We start from the raw sequence: 19,704 nt of genomic DNA, 5'->3' as shown, positions 1-19,704 counted from the left end.
CTTAGCGTGCTGGAGGGGGCCCCGGGGGCCTGTCCCCGCCGCTCGTGGAAGGAACGCCATGAAGCTCGACGCACCGGTGACCGGTGGCCCCTGCTGGACCGAGCTGGGGACCAGCGACCTGGACGCGGCCCGGCGGTTCTACACGCGGCTGTTCGGCTGGCGGCCCGAGACGGACGCGCGTCAGGAGGCCGGCGGCTACACCGTCGCGCACCTCGGGAACGCGGCCGTGGCCGCCCTCGCCCCGCTGTACCAGCCGTCGCAGCCGGTCGCGTGGAACGTGTCGTTCGCGGTGACCGACGCGGACGCCACCGTCCGCGCGGTGTCGGAGGCGGGCGGGACGCTGCTGCTGGGCCCGATGGACGTGTTCGACGTGGGCCGTTTCGCGGTGGCCGCCGATCCGGGCGGTGCCGTGTTCCAGCTGTGGCAGGCGGGGACCTTCCCGGGTGCCGGGCTGTTCAACGCGCCCGGTTCGCTGGGCTGGGTGGAGCTGATGACGCGGGACCCGGAAGGGGCCGTGTCCTTCTACACGCGGGTGTTCGGCTGGACGGTGGCCCCGTCGGACCGCTACACCCAGTTCGGCATCGGCGGCGCGGACTTCGGCGGCATGGTGACGATGGACGAGAAGTTCCCGCCCGAGGTGCCGGCGCACTGGCTGCCGTACTTCGCCGTCGCCGACGTGGACGACACCACCGCCGTCGTCCAGCGGCACGGCACGGTCCTGATGGTGCCCACCTCCGTCCCCGACGGGCCGCGCATCGCGGTGCTCCGGGACCCGCAGAGGGCGATGTTCGGCGTGTACCGGGCGGGCGACGAGGGCTGAGACGGCTGGGGTGCGACACGGGGGGCTGCTGTGACTTGCGCTGAAGTGCGCTCCAGCTCCTAGCGTCCTGCGTACGACCTGCCCGGAGGGGGACGAAGCGTGCGTTACACACTGTTCGGCAAGACCGGTCTGCGCGTGAGCGAGCTGAGCCTCGGCGCCATGACCATCGGGGACGACTGGGGCTGGGGCGCCGGAAAGGAGACCAGCGCCCAAATCCTCGACGCCTACGCGGAGGCCGGCGGCAACTTCGTCGACACCGCCAACAACTACACCGACGGCAGCTCGGAACGGATCCTCGGAGAGCTGCTCGAAGGGCGGCGCGACAGGTTCGTGCTGGCCAGCAAGTACACCTGCGCCATCCGCGACGGCGACGTCAACGCCGCGGGCAACCACCGCAAGAACCTGGTCCAGTCGGTGGAGGCGAGCCTGCGACGGCTGCGCACCGACCGGCTGGACGTGATGTGGGTGCACGCCCGGGACAACTTCACACCCGTCGAGGAGGTCATGCGGGCCCTGGACGACCTCGTCCGCACGGGCAAGGTGCTGTACGTCGGTGTCTCCGACTGGCCCGCCTGGGAGATCGCGCAGGCGAACACCCTGGCGGAGCTGCGGGGCTGGACCGCGTTCGCCGGTTCGCAGCTGCGCTACAGCCTGCTGGAACGGACCCCGGAGCGCGAACTGCTGCCACAGGCCCGGGCGTTCGACCTGGCCGTGCTCGCGTGGGCGCCGCTCGCGGCCGGGAAGCTCACCGGCAAGTACCGCAGGGGCGAGACCGGCCGGCTGGACACCACCGGCGCGGACGCCGACCCGCGCGAGGAGGCAGTGATCAGCGCCGTGCTGGAGGTCGCCGAGCAGGGCGGCTGGAGCCCGGCCCAGGTGGCGCTGGCCTGGTTGCTGGCCCGGCCCGGCAACGTGGTGCCGATCATCGCGGCGACCAGGGAGAGCCAGCTCGCCGACAATCTGGGCAGTGTCGGCGTCCGCCTCGACACGGACGCCCTCGCCCTGCTCGAGGAGGTGAGCGCGGTGCCGCTCGGGTTCCCGCACGACTTCGTCCGCGAGCCCGCCATCACCCGGAACATCTACGGCGACCGCTGGGCGGCCGTCGACGACCGCCGCTCCACGCATCGCCGCACCGTGCACGAGGTGCTGTAACCGGTACGCCGACGCGCCCCGGCCGGTGGCCGGTTCAGGTCCGCAGCACGCCGAGTCGCCCTTCGAGCTGACTGAGCAACTCCCCGAGCAGTGCCGCGAGTTCGCCCTGCTCGGGGCCGTCCAGGCCGGACAGCACGGCGGTCTCGTAGGCGAGCTGGACGGGCAGGATGCCGTCGACCAGGTCACGTCCGGCGTCGGTGAGGCGGAGGTGGACGACCCGGCGATCACGGGTGTCCCCGCGCCGCTCGACCAGACCGCGCTCGGTCAGCTGCTTGAGGCGTTTGGTGACGGCGGCCCCCGAGGAGAAGGTCTCCCGGGCCAGGTCCCCGGGCGTCAGCTCGTGCCCGGTGCGACGCAGCGCACCCAGCAGATCGAACTCGGGCCGGCTGAGTCCCGCCCGGCGCAGCGGAGCGTCCTCGGCCTGCTGCAGCAGCGCGGCACAACGGTTGATCCGCCCGATGATCTCCATCGGCCCGGTGTCGAGCCCGGGCTGCACGGCCTGCCACTGCCGGACGACCGCGGCCACGGTGTCGCCCCGACGGCCATCGCCGGGATCGGCTCCGCCCTGGAGCCCGGCGTCCGGGCCGGCTTCGCCGGTCATGTCGCGAACCGGATGCCCGGCGGCGGTTGCCCGCTCCTCGGCCGAATGCCCGCCGGGAACATCGCCTGTGACGGCCCGGGCGCCGCCGACGGGCTCCCCTCCCGCCGCCGCGTCGGCCGCCCGTCCCTCCGCCACCGGTTCCGCCTCGTCCCCCGGCTGCGGGGGCCGTCCCCCGGCACTCCCCGTGGGCGATGGTCCTTCGGTCGGCGTCATGGCCGTGCGTCCTCCGTTTCGGTGGCCGGGTCCCGGTCCGGGAGCAGGCCCTGGCGTCGGGCCGTCGCGGCGAGCGTACGGTGTCCGGACTGTTCGGCGAGCACGACCCGCTCCTGGGGCAGGGCCCGCTGCCACCATTCACCGGCGGCGGCGTCGGCCGTGGCACGCAGGTCGGACAGGGCGACGGCGAGGCCGCGGCGGGCGGATTCCAGGGCCGCGGGGCCGGAGTCCGGCTCGGCCAGGAGGCGGGCGGCGTGTTCACGGGCCCGGTCGGCGGTGGTCAGCGCGCGTTCGACGCGGTCGCCCGCGCGCCGGTTGGTGACCGCGACGGCGGCGACGAACCCGACCAGCGCGCCGACGACGGTGTCCACGACCCGCTCCGTCATCAGCGTCCCGGCCGCCTGGTATCCGGCGAACTCCGTGATGAGCAGGGCCATGGGCGTCACACAGACGCTGCCGAGCCAGTAGTTCCGGCTGATCAGCACCTCCGCACCGAAGCTGAACGCCAGGCAGCACAGCACGAGCGCCGGCGGGCCCAGGTGCGCGAGCGGCACGACGGCCAGGAAGACGAGCACGCCGACGACGTTGCCCACGACACGCTGGACGGCCCGGGTCCAGGTCAGCGCGATGTTCGCCTGGTACAGCGAGGCGGCGGTGACCAGTGCCCAGTAGGGGCGGCCGATCCCGAGGGCGAGCGAGGCGTAGCCGGCGAGCGCGCAGCCGAGCGCCGTACGTGCCGCGAGCGGGGTCAGCGGGCCCAGCCGCGCCCAGAGGGGCCGGGTCGCGTCCACGCCGAGCAGTTCATCGGCGGCCGCGCGCGGAAGTCCGGCCTCCGGGACGGGGCCGGTGCCGCGCAGCGAGCCCGCCCACGTGCGCAGCCGGCCGGCGTCCGCCTCCGTCGGCGCCGCGAGGGCGACCTCGGCGCGGACGACGAGCCGTTCGAGGGCCCGCCGGGTCCGGGAGGGGGCGCTGGTGGACAGCAGCGACTGCCAGGCGGCCTGCACGGCGGCGTAGCCCGCGGCGCGGGCCCGGGCGTGGCCCTCCCCGGTGCCACCGGTGTCGGCGTACACGGCGGCGGCCTTCAGGGCCGTGGCGGTGGCGCGGCGCTCCGGTCCGTGCGGCCGGACCAGCGCGGGCGCCATGCAGACCAGCCAGGCCCACGCGCCCGTCGCGGCGGCCAGAGCCAGATGGCCGGGCACCTGGGCGAGGGTCTGCGGTGCGAACAGGGAGGCGGAGCTGACGAAGGTGAGGACGACGTTGCCCGGCGGGCCGACCCGGGTGGCGTCGCACAGCACCTTCTGGGCGGCGGCCAGCAGCGCGCCGACGGTGACCAGGACGACGGCGCTGCCGGTGAGCGAGGCCGAGACCAGCGCCACGGCGACCCCGCCGAGCATGCCCAGCACCACCCATCCCAGGACCCGGGCCCGGGCGGCGTAGGGCCGGTTGTGGGCGTACAGGGCGCACAGGGAGCCGGCCATCGCGTACATCACGAGGTCGAGCCGGCCGAGCGCCAGGAGAGTGAACGCGGGCGGGGCGATCGCCGCGACCACGCTCAGCGCGGGCTTGAACCAGATCTCCGAGGGCCTGCCGAGGCGCAGCACACCCGCCAGGGGGAGACGCCGGGCGGGTGGGGTGGAGGGGGTGGGGGGAGTACTGCTCATGACGGCAAGATTAACAGGTGTTTTACCCGTAAAGCACATTCTCTCACCTGGCGTGCTCCGTCGAATGCTCCCCGTGTACATCCTTGCGCTCGCGTGCGCGCCGCATGGCCCGGGCATCGAATGACCGACCGGCGAACGGGGAGGTACGCGTGCACGGACCGGCTTCGTCCGGCTGGCTGCTGGTGGCGCTCTGCGCGGTGACCGGCACCTACTGCCTGGCGCGGATGCGCAGCGGCGCCGAGGAGCAGCGCGGTGCCGCGGGCGGCGAGGCGCTGATGGGATTCGGGATGGCCGCGATGGCCGTCCCAGCGGCGGTGTTCACTCCGCCCGCGTGGGCCTGGCCCCTCTACGCGGCGGTGTTCGGGGCGGCGGGGGTCCACGCGCTGTGGGCGGCGCGTACTGGCCCGCACCATCTCCACCACCTGGTGGGGGCCGCGGCGATGGTCTACATGTCCCTCGTCATGGCCGGCTCCCCCGGACACGCGCACGGTCGGGGCGGATCGGGAGTCCCGCTCCTGACCGGGGCGCTGCTGCTCTACTTCGCCGCCTACGTGCTGCTGACCGGCGTCCGTCTGGTGCCGGTCGCCGCCGTGGCCGGGGGCGGTGTACGAGCCGGATGGGGCGACCGGCCGGAACTGGCGCGCGCCTGCCGTCTGTCCATGGGGATCGCGATGGTGGCGATGCTGCTGACGCTGTGAGCGGGACCGTCCCGCGCCCAACGGATCCGTTGCCTGCGTCACTTTGCCGCCACAAGGCGTACCCCTAGGCGGGGCCGCGCTCATAGGCTGCCCTCATGATGCTCACCGCCGCGCTGTTGCTGCTCGGCGCCGTGACCGCCGTGGTCGCCCCCCGGCTGCTCGCCCGGGCGGACTGGCCGGACCGTGAGCCGGTGGTGGCGCTGTGGGTGTGGCAGTGCGTGGTGGCGGCCGTCCTCGTGTGCTGTGCGCTGTCCATGACGCTCAGTGCGGCGGCGGCCTGGCACGCGGTCGGCGGGCACCTCTTCGCGACGGCCCCGCGCGCGGTCGTGGAGGCCTACGCCCTCGGCACGGCGGGGCCCTGGGCCGCGACCACGGCGGTCGCGCTGGCCGGCGCCGGGCTGTGGAGCGCGGCGATGCTGGTCCACGAGATCGGCGAGGCCCGCGCCCGGCGCCGCCGCCGACGTGCCGATCTGCTGGTCCGGGCCCCGCTGCTGCCGGGCGAGGTGGCCGTCTCCGGCCGGCTCGTCGTCCTGGAGAGCGAGCAGCCCGACGCCTGGTGGCAGCCCGGCACTCCCCCGCAACTGGTGGTGACCACGGCCGCGTTGCTCCGGCTGAAGGGCCGGCAGCTGGACGCGGTGCTCGCCCACGAGCAGGGCCACGCCCGGGCCCGGCACGACTGGCTGCTGAACTGCTCCTCGGCTCTCGCCGGCGGTTTTCCGCAGGTACCGGTGTTCGCCGCGTTCCGCGACGAGATGCACCGCCTGGTCGAACTCGCCGCCGACGACACGGCATCGCGCCGCTTCGGCCGCCTCACGACGGCCCTTGCTCTGGTCGAACTGAACGAGCACCGCGGCGTGTTCGGGCCCTGCCCCACTCCGCAGGCCCATGTCCCGGCCCGGGTGCACCGGTTGCTCACTCCCCCGGACCGGCTGACCGCGGCCCGGCGTCTGCGGCTGACGGCGGCGGCCGCGCTGGTGCCCGTGGTGCCGGTCCTGGTGGCGTTCGTGCCGGGGCTGCGGGCGCTGGGGTAGCCGAAGTGCCCGGGCCTCCCGAGCCTCCCAGCGCGGGGCGCCCGGTCGCCCTCCGGTGGGTCCGGCATGGCCGGAGCATGCCGTCCCGGTGACGGAAGATCTTCCCCGTACTGGATCCGGACCCCCCGGTTCGGCGAGGATCGCTGTATGCACACCTCGTCCGTCGATTCCCCACCCCGTCCGGAGCACCGCGCCACCGCAGGTCTCGCCGGTGTCCTGGCCCTGTGCTCGGTGCTGTTGCTGACCCTCGTCGCGGCGAGATGGAGCCCGTTGATCAGCGCGGACGGGGAGATCTCCGACACCACCCACCGCTGGGCGGTCGACTCGCCGGCCCTCACCCAGGCGTGCCGCATCCTCACGGACTGGGTGTGGGACCCGTGGACGATGCGTCTGCTGTGCGCGGCCGTCGTCGTGTGGCTGGTGGTGCGGTGGGCGGCGCGCTGGACGGCGCTGTGGCTGGCGCTGGCCGTCGCGCTGGGCACGCTGCTGCAGCAGGGCATCAAGGCCGCGGTGGATCGCCCCCGCCCGGTCTGGCCCGATCCCGTCGACTCGGCCCACTACTCGGCGTTCCCGTCGGGCCACGCCATGACCGCCACGGTGGTGTGCGGCCTGCTGCTGTGGCTCCTGCACCGGCACGGCGTCGGCCGGGCCGTGTGGCGTACGGCCGTTGCCGTGGCCGTCGTCTCCGTGGTCGGGGTCGGGCTGACCCGGATCTGGCTCGGTGTCCACTGGCCGTCGGACGTGGTGGGCGGCTGGCTGCTGGGCACGATGGTGGTGGTCCTGGCGGTGTGGGTGCACCGGCGCCGGCAGCCCTGAACCCGTCACCGCCTCACCGGTCTTCGTTCGCGGCGCCCCGCGGCCTCGTAGGATCGCCCCATGACCGCCGTGCTCTTCGACTTCTCCGGAACGCTCTTCCGTGTCGAGTCCACCGACTCCTGGCTGCGGGGCGCCCTGGCCGCGACCGATGTCCGGCTCACCGAGGCCGAGTCGACCGCCGCGGTCCTGGCTCTGGAGGCGGTGGGGGCGCTGCCCGGCGGCGGTGATCCCGCGCGCGTGCCGGAGGAACTCGCGGACGCCTGGCCGATCCGGGACCGCAGCGCCGCCCTGCACCGGGCGGCCTACACCGGTCTCGCCCGGCAGGTGCCGCTGCCCGACCCGGCGCTGCACGACGCGCTGTACGACCGCCACATGACGCCGGCTGCGTGGGCCCCGTACCCGGACGCCGTCGAGGTGCTGCGCGCGTTGCGGGACCGGGGCGTTGCCGTCGGGGTGGTCAGCAACATCGGCTGGGACCTGCGGCCGGTCTTCCGCGCACACGGCCTGGACCCGTACATCGACGCGTACGTCCTGTCGTTCGAGCACGGCGTGCAGAAGCCCGACCCGCGACTGTTCGGCATCGCCTGCGAGGCGCTCGGCGCCGACCCGCGCACCACCCTCATGGTCGGCGACGACCGCCGGGCGGACGGCGGTGCCACCGCTCTGGGATGCGGGGTCCACTTCGTGGACCATCTGCCGGCGGCCGACCGGCCGGACGGGCTGCGGCCGGTCCTGGATCTGGTGAGCTGAGACGGACGCGCCGTCCACGGGGACGGTGAGCCGCTTCGGAAAGTAGCCCAAGGCCACTACCGGGGCCGAGTGCTCGCCCGCCTCGGACGATCCCCCGCGTCGCCCGAGGCAGACGGCATCACCGGCCCAGACCCTGGCAGGTCTTGGCCGGACCCTCTGAGTATAGTTGGCTGGCAGCCAGTCAACACAGGAGTTGCAGCATGTCTCCGCGTAGCGCCTCGGTGAACGAAGAGTTGCGGCGGCGTTCCCGGGAGCGGCTCCTGCAGGCGGCGGTCGAGCTGGTGAGTGAACACGGTTACGACGCGACCACGCTCGGCGACATCGCGGACCGGGCGGGATCGGCCCGGGGCCTGGTGTCGTACTACTTCCCCGGCAAGCGCCAGCTGGTGCAGTCCGCCGTGCACCGGTTGATGCACCGCACGCTGGAGGAGGCACTGGAGCGCGAGCCGCGCACGGAGGACGGCCGGGAGCGGATGGCCCGGGCCATCGACGCGATCCTGGGTCTGGCCCGTGACCGGCCCGTGCTGATGCGCCAGCACATGGCGGGGATCCTGCAGGCCGAGGGCTTCATGCAGTGCCCGGAGCAACGCCGGCTGGCCGAGCTGCTGCGGGACACCATGGCCCGGCACGGGTCGCCGGACGTCGACAGCGACTACCCGATGATGCGCGCTCTGCTGATGGGTTCGGTGTACGCGGCCCTGGTGCCGGGGGCGCCGATGCCGGTGCCGGTGCTGCGCGCCGAGTTGTTCAAGCGCTACCGGCTCGGCTGGGAGCTGGGCCTCCCGCCGGAGACCGGAGCCTGCGGCGGGAGGGGCGACAAGGATCTGTCGCGGTTCTTCGCGACCGGGGCCGCACCGGAGTGCGACCCGGGGGGTCAGTCGAAGTAGTCCGGCTGGGTCTGGACGTTGAGCTCACGCTGGTGGATCCGGCGGGCCGGGTCCGTGCGCCGGTCGTCGATCTTCAGCACGTCGAAGCCCCGGGCGTACTCGTTCGAGTAGATGTAGCCGTTGTAGTAGTACGCGGACCACGAGCCGCCCGACTTGATCGTGTCGGTGGTCAGCGGACCGCGGTCGAAGTAGGCGATCTCCTTCGGCTTGGCCGAGTCGGTGAAGTCCCAGACGGAGACGCCGCCCTGGTACCAGGCCTGGACCATGATGTCCTTGCCCTTGACCGGGATCAGCGAGCCGTTGTGGGCGACGCAGTTCTCGGTGTCCGCCTGGTGGCGGGGGATCTTGAAGTAGCTGCGGAAGACGAGCTTGCGCTTGTCGCCCTTGCCGACGATGTCGTAGATGCCGTCGGCACCGCGGTCCGGGCCGATCTCCGCGTTGCAGGTGGCCGCGCCGCCACCGCCCAGTTCGTCGGTGTAGACGACCTTGTTCGCCTTCTGGTTGAAGGTCGCCGAGTGCCAGAACGCGAAGTTCACGTTGTCCTGCACGCGGTCGATGACCTTCGGGCGTTCCGGGTCCTTGATGGAGAACAGGATCCCGTCGCCCATGCAGGCGCCCGCGGCCAGGTCCTTCGACGGCAGCACGGTGATGTCGTGGCAGCCGGTGGTCTTGGACACGCCCGGGTTGGTGGGTCCGCCCGGGTTGCCGCCGCCGTCCGGCCCCTGACCGGGGAACAGCACGGGGAAGCCCACGACCTCGGCCTTCTCGGGGGCCTTGCGCGGCACCTTGATCACGGAGATGCCGTCGTGCGGCGGCTGGCAGTCGGGGTAGGCGGCGTTCGGCGAGTACGAGGAGACGTACACGTAGACGTTGCGGCGCTCGGGCACCAGCGTGTGGGTGTGCGAGCCGCAGGCGGTCTCGACGGCGGCGACGTACCTCGGGTTGCGCTTGTCGCTGATGTCGAAGACCTTCATGCCCTCCCACGAGGACTTCTCGGTCGCCGGCTGGGTGGTGCTGGAGCAACTGCTGTCGCTGCGCGAGGAGTCGGTGGACAGGAACAGCAGGTCACCGGAGACGGAGATGTCGTTCTGCGAGCCGGGGCACAGCACCTGGGCGACGGTCTTCGGCGCCTTGGGGTTGCTGATGTCGAAGATGCGGAAGCCGTCGTAGTTGCCCGCGAACGCGTACCTGCCCTGGAAGGCGAGGTCCGAGTTCGTGCCCTGGAGCACGTCCTTGGGGACGTGGGCCAGGTGCCGGATGTTGTCGGAGTGGACGATCTCGTCCTGTCCGGGTATGTCGCCGTTGCGGATGGCCTCCCGGACCTCTGCCTGGTCGCTCTTGGAGACCTTCTTCGGCGCGGGCGGCGCGTCCCCCGGGTCGGGGGTGGCCCCTGCCGGTGCCGCCGTGAGGAGCGCGGCCAGCAGCCCGGCGGCGGCAGCGGCAACTCCCAAGCGTCTGCGGCGTGTTCTGCGGTCGTTCAACAGGATCACTGTTTTCCTCCCTGGTTCCGTTCACTGCGGAACGGTTCACGCACCACGCAGTATCGTCTTCGCCATGCACATACCAATAGAGGGCAACAGAATCGCAATGAAGTTTTCCGATCAATGACCCGCGGAAATGTGCGTGTACGTCGTCCGCAACCCGAGGTGCGTCCCAACCCGCTTGCCACAGGAGGTCGTTGTGCTCTTCCGCCGTGCGTCCCGGGCGTCCGCCGTCACGACGGGGCTGGTCGCCCTGGCCGTGCTCGCGGCCGGGGGCTGTGACTCCGGTCCGGACCGGGGGCCGGCCGCCGCGGACGGGCCCGCCGTGATCGCGCCGGGGGAACCCGGCGAGGCCAACCGCACCCTGTCCGCCGAAGAGGCCGCCGACCGGCGCTCGGAGAACGACTCCCCCAACTCGGCCGACGTCTCCTACGTCCGGATGATGATCGAGCACCACGCGCAGGCCCTGGTGATGACCGAACTCACCCCGCAGCGCGCCCAGTCGAAGGGCGTGAAGCGGATCGCCGAGCGCATCGCGGCCGGCCAGAAGCCGGAGATCGAGGCCATGAAGGGCTGGCTGAAGTCGTACGGCAAGCCGCTGAAGGCCGGGCGGCACGAGCACGCCGCGATGCCCGGCATGGCGACGCAGGCGCAGCTGAAGAAGCTCCGCGCGGCCGACGGAAAGGCCTTCGACCACCTCTTCCTGACCCTCATGACGACCCATCACCAGGGTGCGATCACCATGGCCACGGAGGTGAAGGGGCAGGGCAACAACATCCGCGTCGAGGAGATGGCCGACGAAGTGATCGCACAGCAGACGAGCGAGATCACACGGATGCGGAACATGCTCTGATCGCGCTCGGGGCGGACCTCGTCCCGGTTCAGCGCCGGGCGCGGCGCGCCGACAGCAGGCCCGCGTCCCTGGCCTGGCCGATCAGCCTGAGCGACGTACGACGGCTGTGCCCGGTCGCGCCCATCACGGCGAGGACCGGGTCGGCGCCGTCCCGCTGGGCCGCGCGGTACTCCCGCGCCACCAGCAGCCTCCCCTCCGCCCCGCGCGGCCAGGCGGGCCGGGCCCGGCGCCCCTCGCTCCCGCAGCCGTCGGGCCCGGGCCCGGTAGCGCACGCCTCGGCGACCGACTCCTCGATCCAGTCGGCGAGCACCGCCATGTCGTCGAGGGACAGCGGGGGCTGAGCGCGCACCTCCTCGACGCAGACGCATCCGCCGCCCACGACGGCCAGCGCGTCGACCCGGGCGCCGTCCGCGAAAGCCAGCCGGAACTCGAACCAGCGCGTGGCGCCCTCGTTCTCCCGTACTTCCCAGGCGGGGCGCACGGCCACCGCACCGTCCGCCGGAGAGCGATCAGAAAGATTCAGAAAGGATGCTTCCAGCACACACCGAACGTAACCGCATGACCACATTCCCGACAGATCGGACACGCGCCACGGGCGGAGCACTGCACCCTGTCAGCGGAGCCCGGCCGGTGCGATGCTGGATGCGTCAGCGCTCTCCCGAGATCCGCCGGATCCCCCGGGTAAGGAGTTCCCCGTGCTGCGAGTCGCCGTCGTAGGTTCCGGGCCGAGCGGGTGCTACACCGCCCAGAGCCTCGTCCGGCTGGACTCCGAGGTGCGCGTCGACGTCCTGGACCGGCTGCCGTGCCCCTACGGCCTCGTCCGCTACGGCGTGGCACCCGATCACGAGAAGATCAAGTCCCTGCAGAACAACCTGCGCGCGGTCCTGGAGCACGAGCGGGTCCGGTTCCTCGGCGGTGTGCAGATCGGCCCCGGCGGCGTGACCGTCGGCCGGCTGCGGGAGCTGTACCACGCGGTGGTGTACTGCGTGGGCGCCGCCACCGACCGGCATCTGGGCGTCCCCGGGGAGGACCTGCCGGGGAGCTGGTCGGCGACGCAGTTCGTGTCCTGGTACAGCGCCCACCCGGACGCCGAGGACGCCGGTTTCCTGCGGGACGCCCGGTCTGCCGTGGTCATCGGGGTGGGGAACGTCGCCGTGGACGTCACGCGGATGCTGGCCCGGGGACTGGCCGAGCTGACCTCCACCGACATGCCGCAGGCGGCCCTGACCACCCTGGCGGACAGCCGGGTCACCGAGATCCACATGGTGGGCCGGCGCGGCCCGTCCCAGGCCCGGTTCACCACCAAGGAGCTGCGTGAACTGGGCACCCTGCCGGAGACGGACGTGGTCGTGGACCCGGCGGAGCTGGCCCTGGACCCGGGATACACGGACCCGTCCGCGCTGCCCGCCCCGCAGCGCCGCAATATCGAGGTCCTGCGCGGTTGGGCCGGGACTCCCCCGAAGGGCGCCCCGCGCCGCATCCATCTCCGGTTCTTCCTCCGCCCGGCCGAACTGCTCGCCGAGCGGGGCCATGTGGGCGCGGTGTGGTTCGAGCGGACGGTCCCGGACGGCCAGGGCGGCGTGACGGGCACCGGCCGCCATGAGGTCATCGAAGGGCAGCTGGTCCTGCGCTCGGTGGGCTACCGCGGAGTTCCCCTGGAAGGCCTCCCCTTCGACCCGGCCACCGGCACCGTCCCGAACCTGTCCGGGCGGGTCCTGCGCGAGGGTGCCGTCGCCCCGGGTGAGTACGTGGCGGGCTGGATCAAGCGCGGCCCCACGGGCGTCATCGGCACGAACCGCCCCTGCGCGAAGGAGACGGCGACCTCGCTCCTGGAGGACGCGCCGGTCCTCGCTGTGCGGGCCGTGCCCGGCGGCGACCCCCTCCCGGCGCTGCGCGCGGCGGGAGCCGACCCGGTGGAGTGGCCGGGCTGGCAGTCGATCGAGCGGGCGGAGGCGGAACTGGGAGCCTCACTGGGGCGGGGCGTGGTGAAACTCCCGGACTGGCCGTCCCTGTTGAAGGCCGCGGCGGGCAAGGCTCCCTGAGGGCGCTCAGCCACCGAGCCGGGCGGCCTGCCGGGCGGCGGCGTCGAGCAGGGCGTCCAGCAACCCGGGGAACAGCTCGTCCAGGTCGTCCCGCCGCAACCCGTTCATCTTGGCCGTCCCCCGGTACACCTGGCGGATCACCCCGCTCTCCCGCAGCACCCGGAAGTGGTGCGTGGTGGTCGACTTGGTGACGGGCAGATCGAAGTGCGAGCAGGACAACTCGCCCGGCGCACCGGCGAGTTCTCGCACGATCCGCAGCCGCATCGGATCCGAGAGCGCGTGCAGAACGTCCTCCAGCCTGATCTCGCCGGACGCGGGATGCGGCAGGTCACGACTGCTGACGGCGGGGGACGACACGGCGGGCTCCACTTCCTCGGGGACTCCATAGTACGAGAACCATCGTAGTTTGACATCCACCGTACTACGATGCCTATCGTACGAGCCGACATCGGCCCCGTGACGAATGGAGTCCGCCGTGACCGCGCTCTTCGAGCCCTACACCCTGCGCGAGCTGACGATCCCGAACCGCGTGTGGATGCCCCCGATGTGCCAGTACTCGGCGGCGCCGGAGGGCCCGGAGACCGGGGTCCCCACGGACTGGCACTTCGCGCACTACGCCGCCCGTGCCACCGGCGGGACGGGCCTGATCATCGTCGAGGCGACCGCGGTGTCGGCGCAGGGCCGCATCTCCCCCTACGACCTGGGCATCTGGAACGACGCGCAGGTCGAGGCGTTCCGCCGCATCACCCGCTTCCTCACCGCGCAGGGCACGGTGCCGGCGATCCAGCTGGCCCACGCCGGACGCAAGGCGTCGACGGACCGCCCCTGGAAGGGCGGCGCCCCGGTCGGCCCGGACGCCCACGGGTGGGACTCGGTCGCCCCCAGCCCGCTCGCCTTCGACGACAGGCACCCGGCCCCGGCCGAGCTGACCGTCGACCAGATCGAGGACGTGGTCGAGCAGTTCGCGGCCGCGGCCCGTCGCGCGCTCGCCGCGGGTTTCGAGGTGGCCGAGATCCACGGCGCCCACGGCTACCTGATCAACGAGTTCCTCTCCCCGCACTCCAACCACCGCACCGACGCCTACGGCGGCTCGTACGAGAACCGCACCCGCTTCGCCCTTGAAGTCGTCGACGCCGTGCGGGAGGTGTGGCCGGACGACAAGCCGCTGTTCTTCCGCGTCTCGGCGACCGACTGGCTCGAGGACGGCGGCTGGACCGCGGACGACACGGTCCGTTTCGCGGCCGATCTGCGGGCCCACGGCATCGACCTGCTGGACGTCTCCACCGGCGGCAACGCCTCCGGTGTCCGCATCCCCACCGGCCCCGGATACCAGGTGCCCTTCGCCGCCCGGGTGAAGAACGAGACGGCCCTGCCGGTCGCCGCGGTCGGGCTCATCACCGACGTCGAGCAGGCCGAGAAGATCCTGGCCAACGGCGAGGCGGACGCGGTCCTGCTGGGCCGTGAGCTGCTGCGCAACCCCTCGTGGGCGCGGCACGCGGCGCGGGAGCTCGGCGGCGAGGTGCGGGTGCCGGACCAGTACCACCGGTCGGTCTGAACCGACCGTCCGGCCCGGCGCCCGCCCGGGCACGTCAACCGGCCGCGCACGCCGTTCCGTTGAGCGTGAACGCGGCCGGGGCGGCGCTGTTGCCGCCGTGACTCGCCTGGTAGCCGATGCTGACGCTCGCGCCCGGCGCGATGGTGCCGTTGTATGCGGCGTTGGTGGCGGTGACCGGCCCGGACGACGGCGCGTACGTGGCACCCCAGCCGCCCGTGACCGTCTGCCCCGCGGGCAGCGTGAAGCCGAGCTTCCAGCCGTCGACGGCTGTCGTGCCGGTGTTGGTGAGGGTCACGGAGGCGGTCAGGCCGGTGCTCCAGGCGTTCACCGAGGCCGTCACCCTGCAGGCGCCGGGCTGGGGCTGGGGAGCCGGGCCGGAGCCGTCCAGGCCGAAGAAGGTGAGCACGCGGGACGCCATGCCCTGGGCGTAGAGGTTGTGGCCGACGCCCTGGAGGCTGACGGCCTCCACGGGGGCCCGGTCACCCGTGCCGCCGTAGCGGGTCCGGGTCCAGCCGGACTGGGGCGTGTCGGTGGTGGTGGGGGTCTGGCTCACGCCCTGCACATCGGTCCACTGCTTGATCTGCTCCCCGAAGTTGGGGTAGCGCAGGACGTCGTCCTGGGTGCCGTGCCAGATCTGCATCCGGGGCCGGGCACCGGTGTAGCCGGGGTACGCGCCCCGGGCCAGGTCGCCCCACTCCTTCGGGGTGCGGGTCACCGAACCGCCCGAGCAGGCGCTGTTCCACTCGGAGCCGTCGGTGGTGGCGAAGCAGCCGAACGGGACGCCGGAGAAGGCGGCGCCCGCCGCGAACACGTCCGGGTAGTCCCCGAGCAGGACGTTCGTCATCATCGCGCCGGAGGAGATGCCGGTGGCGAAGATCCGGCCGGTGTCCGCGTCGTAGGTCCGGGTGGTCCAGTCGATCATCGATTTGATGCCGACGGGGTCGCTGCCACCGCCTCGGCGCAGGGCCTGGGGTGACGAGACGTCGAAGCACTTGCTGCTGCGGGTGACGGACGGGTAGAGCACGATGAATCCGTAGCGGTCGGCGAGCGTGTCGTACTCGGTGCCGTTGTACATGTCCGGGCCCGAGCCGGTGCACCAGTGCACGGCCACCACGACGGCCGGCTTCGGTGTGACGCTCTCCGGTACGTACAGGTACATGCGCAGGTTGCTGGGGTTCGTGCCGAAGTTCGTGACCTCGGTGAGGGCGGCGGCGGGGACGGCACCCGCGCGGGCGGCACCGCGTGCGGGTTCGCCCGCGGCGGCCGCGGGTGCGTGGAGCGCGGTGGCCGCGAGTAACGGCAGCAGCGCGGCGACGAGCGCGAGGAGCATCGACCGCAGGCGTCTCGGCACCGTGGGGTGGGGGGTGGCAGTCACGTCCGGGTTCCTTCCGTCGTGAGGTGCGGTTCAGGAAGCATCCGTTCGGCATGGTGACATGGACATGGTTTTCATGGAAGCGCTCCCACGCCGACATCACCCTGACCAGGAGCGGCCGAATGTGTTCTGCGCGAGCCGTTGACTAGAAAGCGCTTGCCCCCTACGTTCCGTTCAACAGTGTGACCCGCTGACACGAACGGACCCCTATAGGGGCTCGTATCGGACGGCAGGCTGAACGATGTTCACTCACATGACCCCAGCTCGATGAAGGCACGCCCCCCGACGGGACGCTCGGGCTCCGCGGGAGCCCGAAGCGCCTCCACCCCCACGACAGAAGGAATCGGGACATGACTTCTGCGACACGCCCGCGCGCCCGCAGGCGCGCACTGACCGGCGCACTGGCCACCCTCGGCCTTTCGGTTGGCATGATCATGACTACCAACGCGCCCACCGCGAGCGCCGCGACCTGGCCGACCCCCAACGGCAGCCAGGGCACCTCCTCCACCATCTCCGTGTCCGGCACCAAGGACTACGGGATGAAGCGGTACTACGGCACCGGAGACCTGGCCGGTGACGGCCAGGAGGAGGGTCAGGACCCGATCTTCAAGCTCGCGGACGGCGCCGTACTGAAGAACGTCATCCTCGGCGCCCCCGCGGCCGACGGCATCCACTGCGAGGGCAGCTGCACGCTGCAGAACGTCTGGTGGGAGGACGTCGGCGAGGACGCCGCCACCTTCCGCGGCGGCAACGGCGCGACCTACCAGGTGATCGGCGGCGGAGCGAAGAAGGCCGCGGACAAGGTCTTCCAGCACAACGGCGGCGGCACGCTGACCATCTCCAACTTCGCGGTGCAGGAGTTCAAGACGCTGTACCGCTCGTGCGGGGACTGCTCCACGCAGTACACCCGCAAGGTCAACCTCAACACCGTCGACGTGACCGGCACCGGCTCCACCGCGCGGCTCGTCGGCATCAACGTCAACCGCAACGACGTGGCGACGCTGCGGAACATCACGATCCGCAACGACTCCGGCCGCAAGGTCGTGCCCTGCCAGAAGTACAACAACAACACGGCCGTCGGCTCCGGACCCGACAGCAAGAACTGCCTCTACTCCACCTCGGACGTCACCTACAGGTAGTCCCGGGCAGGTCATCATCCTCCCCCCACGGTGAAGGCGGCCGTGCGGAGCGTCTCTGCGGGCGCTGCGCACGGCCGTCCGCGTCAGGTGCCGCGCACCCGTGCGCGCACCTCCCCGACCAGCTCCCGCTGGTAGTCGGTGTAGGCGGCGCGCAGTCCGGCGCCGGGCCAGTCGGCGGGCAGGAGTCCGGGCGGCAGGACGGGGTCGGCGAGCAGATGCCGTACGACGGCGGCGAAGGCGGTCAGGCGGTCGGCCGGGCGGGGAGCGCCGGCGATGTGGTCGAGCAGGGCCCGGGCCGTGGCGGACCAGGCGTCCAGCGGCCACAGCGTTTCGGCCAATGCGCCCGGGGGCCCGTCGGGGCGGGCGGTGTAGCGCTGGACCACCCGCTCCAGGTCACCGGGCAGGGCGCGGGTCAGGTTGGCGGGGCGGAGCCAGACGCCCTCGCGGAGTTCGGCGAGCCGGAGGGCGCTCAGCCGGGTGCGCAGGTCGGCCCGTTCGGCGGGGCCGCGTCCCGTCGCGGTGACCACGACCATCTCCCAGTCGCCGTCCCACGCGCGCGTGCGCGGGTGCACGGCGTCGTCCTGGCGGCGCTGGCGCTCCAGCAGCCGGTCGCTGAGGCGGTAGCCGCCGTCCGTGCGCCGCAGGTCCCCCGCGGTCACCATCCTGCTGAGCGCGGCCCGCAGGGTCGAGCCGCCGACGTCGAAGCCCTCCACGAGCCGCACCAGTTCCCTGACCGGCAGCTCGGGGGGATGCGTGCCGAGGAGCAGGCTCAGCACGACCGACCGCGCGGACAGCGGACGCAGGTCGAGCGCGCCGGACCGCGCCGGGACGTTCATCGGCATGGTCACGTACTGTACGCGGCGGAATTCAATGTTGCAGGATTGCTGCGGTCGCAGTCACAGTGCAACACTCACGGCATGGTCTCGACACTGGACGAACAGCGGGCGCACGGCGGTGCCGGAACGCACGACGTCACCAACCAGGCCCCGCCCCTCACCCCCTACGACGCCTCCGACGACACGGCCCTGCTGGAGGGGCTGCGGCGGGAGGGCGCCGGGTGGGCCGAGGAGGACCTGCGGCGGCTCGGCCGGCAGGCCGGCAGCGCCCAGGCGCAGGAGTGGGCCGACCTGGCCAACCGGCACGAGCCGGAACTGCGGACGCACGACCGGTACGGCAACCGCGTCGACGAGGTCGAGTTCCACCCCAGCTGGCACCACCTGATGCGCACGGCGATCGGGGAGGGCCTGGCCGCCTCGCCCTGGGCGGACGACCGGCCCGGCGCCCATGTCGTGCGCAGTGCGGGCGGACTGGTGTGGGGGCACACCGAGGCCGGGCACGGCTGTCCGACGTCGATGACCTACGCGGCCGTTCCGGCGCTGCGCAGGCAGCCGGAGCTGGCGAAGCTCTACGAACCGCTGCTGACGAGCCGGGAGTACGACCCCGTCCTCCGGGAGCCCACGGAGAAGCGCGGGCTGCTGGCGGGCATGGGGATGACCGAGAAGCAGGGCGGTTCCGACGTCCGCACGAACACCACGGCGGCCACACCCACGGCCGAGCCCGGGGTGTACACGCTGCGCGGGCACAAGTGGTTCACCTCGGCGCCGATGTGCGACGTGTTCCTGGTGCTGGCGCAGGCACCGGGCGGGCTGTCGTGTTTCCTGGTACCGCGGGTGCTGCCCGACGGGACCCGCAACATGTTCCGCATCCAGCGGTTGAAGGACAAGCTGGGCAACCGGTCCAACGCCTCCTCCGAGCCCGAGTTCGACGGGACGGTGGCCTGGCTGGTCGGGGCGGAGGGCCAGGGCGTGAAGACCATCATCGAGATGGTCAACTGCACGCGGCTGGACTGCGTGATGATGTCGGCCGCGCTGATGCGCAAGTCGCTCGTCGAGGCCGCGCACCATGCGCGCCACCGCAGCGCGTTCGGCGCACGGCTCGTGGACCAGCCGCTGATGCGCAACGTTCTCGCCGATCTGGCGCTGGAGTCGGAGGCCGCCACGACGATCACCCTGCGGCTGGCGGGGGCGGCCGACCGGGCGATCCGCGGGGACGAGGGTGAGGCGGCGTTCCGCCGGATCGCCACCGCCGTCGGCAAGTACTGGGTGACCAAGCGGGGCCCGGCCTTCACCGCGGAGGCCCTGGAGTGCCTCGGCGGCAACGGCTACGTCGAGGACTCGGGCATGCCCCGGCACTACCGGGAGGCACCCCTGCTGTCGATCTGGGAGGGCTCGGGGAACGTCAACGCCCTCGACGTGCTGCGGGCGCTGAGCCGTGAACCGGGCACCGCCGAGGCCCTGTTCGGGGAGCTCGCCCTCGCCCGGGGCGCGGACGCCCGGCTGGACGCGGCCGTGACGCGGCTCAGGACGGGGCTGTCCGCGGCGTCTCCCACGACGGCACGGCGTCTCGTGGAGCAGATGGCGCTGGCCCTCCAGGGCTCCCTCCTCGTGCGGCACGCCCCGCCGGCGGTCGCCGACGCGTTCTGCGCGACGCGGCTCGGGGGCGACTGGGGGCACGCATTCGGGACGCTGCCGGAGTCGGCGGGCCTGGACGCGATCGTGGAGCGGGCGTTGCCCGGCGGCGAGGGCTGAGGCGCGGGGCGGGCTGACGCCGGGCGGCCTCGCGGGCCCCGGGTG

At 72.6% G+C, this 19,704-nt stretch carries 19 protein-coding genes; 12 read left to right on the top strand and 7 right to left on the bottom strand.

All coding sequences use genetic code 11. The features are described from left to right. The first annotated feature begins 58 nt into the window (after positions 1-58). Complete coding sequence (locus tag IE153_RS14995) at positions 59-820, top strand: VOC family protein (protein ID WP_189590203.1); 762 nt, start codon at positions 59-61, stop codon at positions 818-820. A 99-nt stretch (positions 821-919) separates the two neighbouring features. After that, positions 920-1,972 (top strand): aldo/keto reductase, encoded by a 1,053-nt coding sequence (locus tag IE153_RS14990; RefSeq protein ID WP_189590202.1) that lies wholly within the window; start codon positions 920-922, stop codon positions 1,970-1,972. Between the two features lie 34 nt (positions 1,973-2,006). On the opposite strand, the gene IE153_RS14985 is transcribed toward IE153_RS14990, so the two are convergent. Both IE153_RS14985 and IE153_RS14980 read right to left on the bottom strand, forming a co-directional pair. Continuing rightward, positions 2,007-2,573, bottom strand: coding sequence for a MarR family winged helix-turn-helix transcriptional regulator (locus IE153_RS14985; protein ID WP_189590201.1), 567 nt, complete (start codon positions 2,571-2,573; stop codon positions 2,007-2,009). Between the two features lie 209 nt (positions 2,574-2,782). Continuing rightward, positions 2,783-4,447: an FUSC family protein gene (locus IE153_RS14980; protein ID WP_189590200.1), complete on the bottom strand. Its 1,665-nt coding sequence runs from the start codon at positions 4,445-4,447 to the stop codon at positions 2,783-2,785. Positions 4,448-4,596: 149 nt separating this feature from the next. On the opposite strand from IE153_RS14980, the gene IE153_RS14975 reads away from it, so the two are divergent. The 5 genes from IE153_RS14975 (at position 4,597) to IE153_RS14955 (ending at position 8,629) form a co-directional block, all read left to right on the top strand. After that, a complete protein-coding gene (locus IE153_RS14975) occupies positions 4,597-5,145 on the top strand; it encodes a DUF5134 domain-containing protein (protein ID WP_189590199.1) in 549 nt (182 codons plus the stop codon). 95 nt (positions 5,146-5,240) lie between these two features. After that, positions 5,241-6,176: a M56 family metallopeptidase gene (locus tag IE153_RS14970; protein ID WP_189590198.1), complete on the top strand. Its 936-nt coding sequence runs from the start codon at positions 5,241-5,243 to the stop codon at positions 6,174-6,176. A gap of 147 nt (positions 6,177-6,323) precedes the next feature. Beyond that, on the top strand, positions 6,324-6,992 hold the full coding sequence (locus tag IE153_RS14965) for a phosphatase PAP2 family protein (RefSeq protein ID WP_189590197.1): 669 nt from the start codon (positions 6,324-6,326) through the stop codon (positions 6,990-6,992). Between the two features lie 60 nt (positions 6,993-7,052). After that, on the top strand, positions 7,053-7,742 hold the full coding sequence (locus IE153_RS14960) for an HAD family hydrolase (RefSeq protein WP_189590196.1): 690 nt from the start codon (positions 7,053-7,055) through the stop codon (positions 7,740-7,742). A gap of 200 nt (positions 7,743-7,942) precedes the next feature. Then, positions 7,943-8,629: a TetR/AcrR family transcriptional regulator gene (locus IE153_RS14955; RefSeq protein WP_189590195.1), complete on the top strand. Its 687-nt coding sequence runs from the start codon at positions 7,943-7,945 to the stop codon at positions 8,627-8,629. On the opposite strand, the gene IE153_RS14950 is transcribed toward IE153_RS14955, so the two are convergent. Then, positions 8,617-10,119, bottom strand: coding sequence for an LVIVD repeat-containing protein (locus IE153_RS14950; RefSeq protein WP_189590194.1), 1,503 nt, complete (start codon positions 10,117-10,119; stop codon positions 8,617-8,619). The genes IE153_RS14955 and IE153_RS14950 overlap by 13 nt on opposite strands. A 190-nt stretch (positions 10,120-10,309) precedes the next feature. Between IE153_RS14950 and IE153_RS14945 the strand changes: the two genes are divergently transcribed. Further along, complete coding sequence (locus IE153_RS14945; protein ID WP_189590193.1) at positions 10,310-10,963, top strand: DUF305 domain-containing protein; 654 nt, start codon at positions 10,310-10,312, stop codon at positions 10,961-10,963. A gap of 28 nt (positions 10,964-10,991) precedes the next feature. Here IE153_RS14945 and IE153_RS14940 read toward each other — a convergent pair whose 3' ends face one another. Continuing rightward, on the bottom strand, positions 10,992-11,450 hold the full coding sequence (locus tag IE153_RS14940; RefSeq protein ID WP_189590192.1) for a DUF6214 family protein: 459 nt from the start codon (positions 11,448-11,450) through the stop codon (positions 10,992-10,994). A 208-nt stretch (positions 11,451-11,658) separates the two neighbouring features. Between IE153_RS14940 and IE153_RS14935 the strand changes: the two genes are divergently transcribed. Then, a complete protein-coding gene (locus tag IE153_RS14935) occupies positions 11,659-13,005 on the top strand; it encodes an FAD-dependent oxidoreductase (protein WP_189590191.1) in 1,347 nt (448 codons plus the stop codon). A gap of 6 nt (positions 13,006-13,011) precedes the next feature. Here IE153_RS14935 and IE153_RS14930 read toward each other — a convergent pair whose 3' ends face one another. Then, positions 13,012-13,362: an ArsR/SmtB family transcription factor gene (locus IE153_RS14930; RefSeq protein ID WP_189590190.1), complete on the bottom strand. Its 351-nt coding sequence runs from the start codon at positions 13,360-13,362 to the stop codon at positions 13,012-13,014. 118 nt (positions 13,363-13,480) lie between these two features. Between IE153_RS14930 and IE153_RS14925 the strand changes: the two genes are divergently transcribed. After that, the gene (locus tag IE153_RS14925) at positions 13,481-14,560 is read left to right on the top strand and encodes an NADH:flavin oxidoreductase/NADH oxidase (RefSeq protein ID WP_189590189.1); all 1,080 of its coding nucleotides are present in this window, start codon (positions 13,481-13,483) and stop codon (positions 14,558-14,560) included. Positions 14,561-14,594: 34 nt separating this feature from the next. Here IE153_RS14925 and IE153_RS14920 read toward each other — a convergent pair whose 3' ends face one another. Further along, entirely contained in the window at positions 14,595-15,890 is a 1,296-nt protein-coding gene (locus IE153_RS14920) for an extracellular catalytic domain type 1 short-chain-length polyhydroxyalkanoate depolymerase (protein WP_189590332.1), read from the bottom strand. A gap of 392 nt (positions 15,891-16,282) precedes the next feature. Here IE153_RS14920 and IE153_RS14915 point away from each other — a divergent pair, with 392 nt between their 5' ends. Then, the gene (locus IE153_RS14915; protein ID WP_189590188.1) at positions 16,283-17,071 is read left to right on the top strand and encodes a pectate lyase; all 789 of its coding nucleotides are present in this window, start codon (positions 16,283-16,285) and stop codon (positions 17,069-17,071) included. Between the two features lie 83 nt (positions 17,072-17,154). Here IE153_RS14915 and IE153_RS14910 read toward each other — a convergent pair whose 3' ends face one another. Next, entirely contained in the window at positions 17,155-17,913 is a 759-nt protein-coding gene (locus IE153_RS14910; RefSeq protein WP_189590187.1) for a PaaX family transcriptional regulator C-terminal domain-containing protein, read from the bottom strand. Positions 17,914-17,988: 75 nt separating this feature from the next. On the opposite strand from IE153_RS14910, the gene IE153_RS14905 reads away from it, so the two are divergent. Then, positions 17,989-19,659 (top strand): acyl-CoA dehydrogenase family protein, encoded by a 1,671-nt coding sequence (locus IE153_RS14905; RefSeq protein ID WP_189590186.1) that lies wholly within the window; start codon positions 17,989-17,991, stop codon positions 19,657-19,659. The last annotated feature ends 45 nt before the right edge of the window (positions 19,660-19,704 follow it).

It is taken from the genome of Streptomyces massasporeus (assembly GCF_014648995.1).
Classification (GTDB): Bacteria; Actinomycetota; Actinomycetes; order Streptomycetales; family Streptomycetaceae; genus Streptomyces; species Streptomyces massasporeus.
The sequence above is the reverse complement of the archived record's forward strand: the minus strand, read 5'-3'. Positions and strand labels throughout refer to the sequence as shown.

Bases quoted from the DNA above. Each gene is read 5' to 3' on its own strand.
- IE153_RS14965 (WP_189590197.1), top strand. From the start codon at position 6,324: ATGCACACCTCGTCCGTCGATTCCCCACCCCGTCCGGAGCACCGCGCC.
- IE153_RS14905 (WP_189590186.1), top strand. From the start codon at position 17,989: ATGGTCTCGACACTGGACGAACAGCGGGCGCACGGCGGTGCCGGAACG.
- IE153_RS14995 (WP_189590203.1), top strand. From the start codon at position 59: ATGAAGCTCGACGCACCGGTGACCGGTGGCCCCTGCTGGACCGAGCTG.
- IE153_RS14915 (WP_189590188.1), top strand. From the start codon at position 16,283: ATGACTTCTGCGACACGCCCGCGCGCCCGCAGGCGCGCACTGACCGGC.
- IE153_RS14970 (WP_189590198.1), top strand. From the start codon at position 5,241: ATGATGCTCACCGCCGCGCTGTTGCTGCTCGGCGCCGTGACCGCCGTG.
- IE153_RS14955 (WP_189590195.1), top strand. From the start codon at position 7,943: ATGTCTCCGCGTAGCGCCTCGGTGAACGAAGAGTTGCGGCGGCGTTCC.
- IE153_RS14980 (WP_189590200.1), bottom strand. From the start codon at position 4,447: ATGAGCAGTACTCCCCCCACCCCCTCCACCCCACCCGCCCGGCGTCTC.
- IE153_RS14960 (WP_189590196.1), top strand. From the start codon at position 7,053: ATGACCGCCGTGCTCTTCGACTTCTCCGGAACGCTCTTCCGTGTCGAG.
- IE153_RS14920 (WP_189590332.1), bottom strand. From the start codon at position 15,890: ATGCTCCTCGCGCTCGTCGCCGCGCTGCTGCCGTTACTCGCGGCCACC.
- IE153_RS14910 (WP_189590187.1), bottom strand. From the start codon at position 17,913: ATGCCGATGAACGTCCCGGCGCGGTCCGGCGCGCTCGACCTGCGTCCG.
- IE153_RS14985 (WP_189590201.1), bottom strand. From the start codon at position 2,573: ATGACCGGCGAAGCCGGCCCGGACGCCGGGCTCCAGGGCGGAGCCGAT.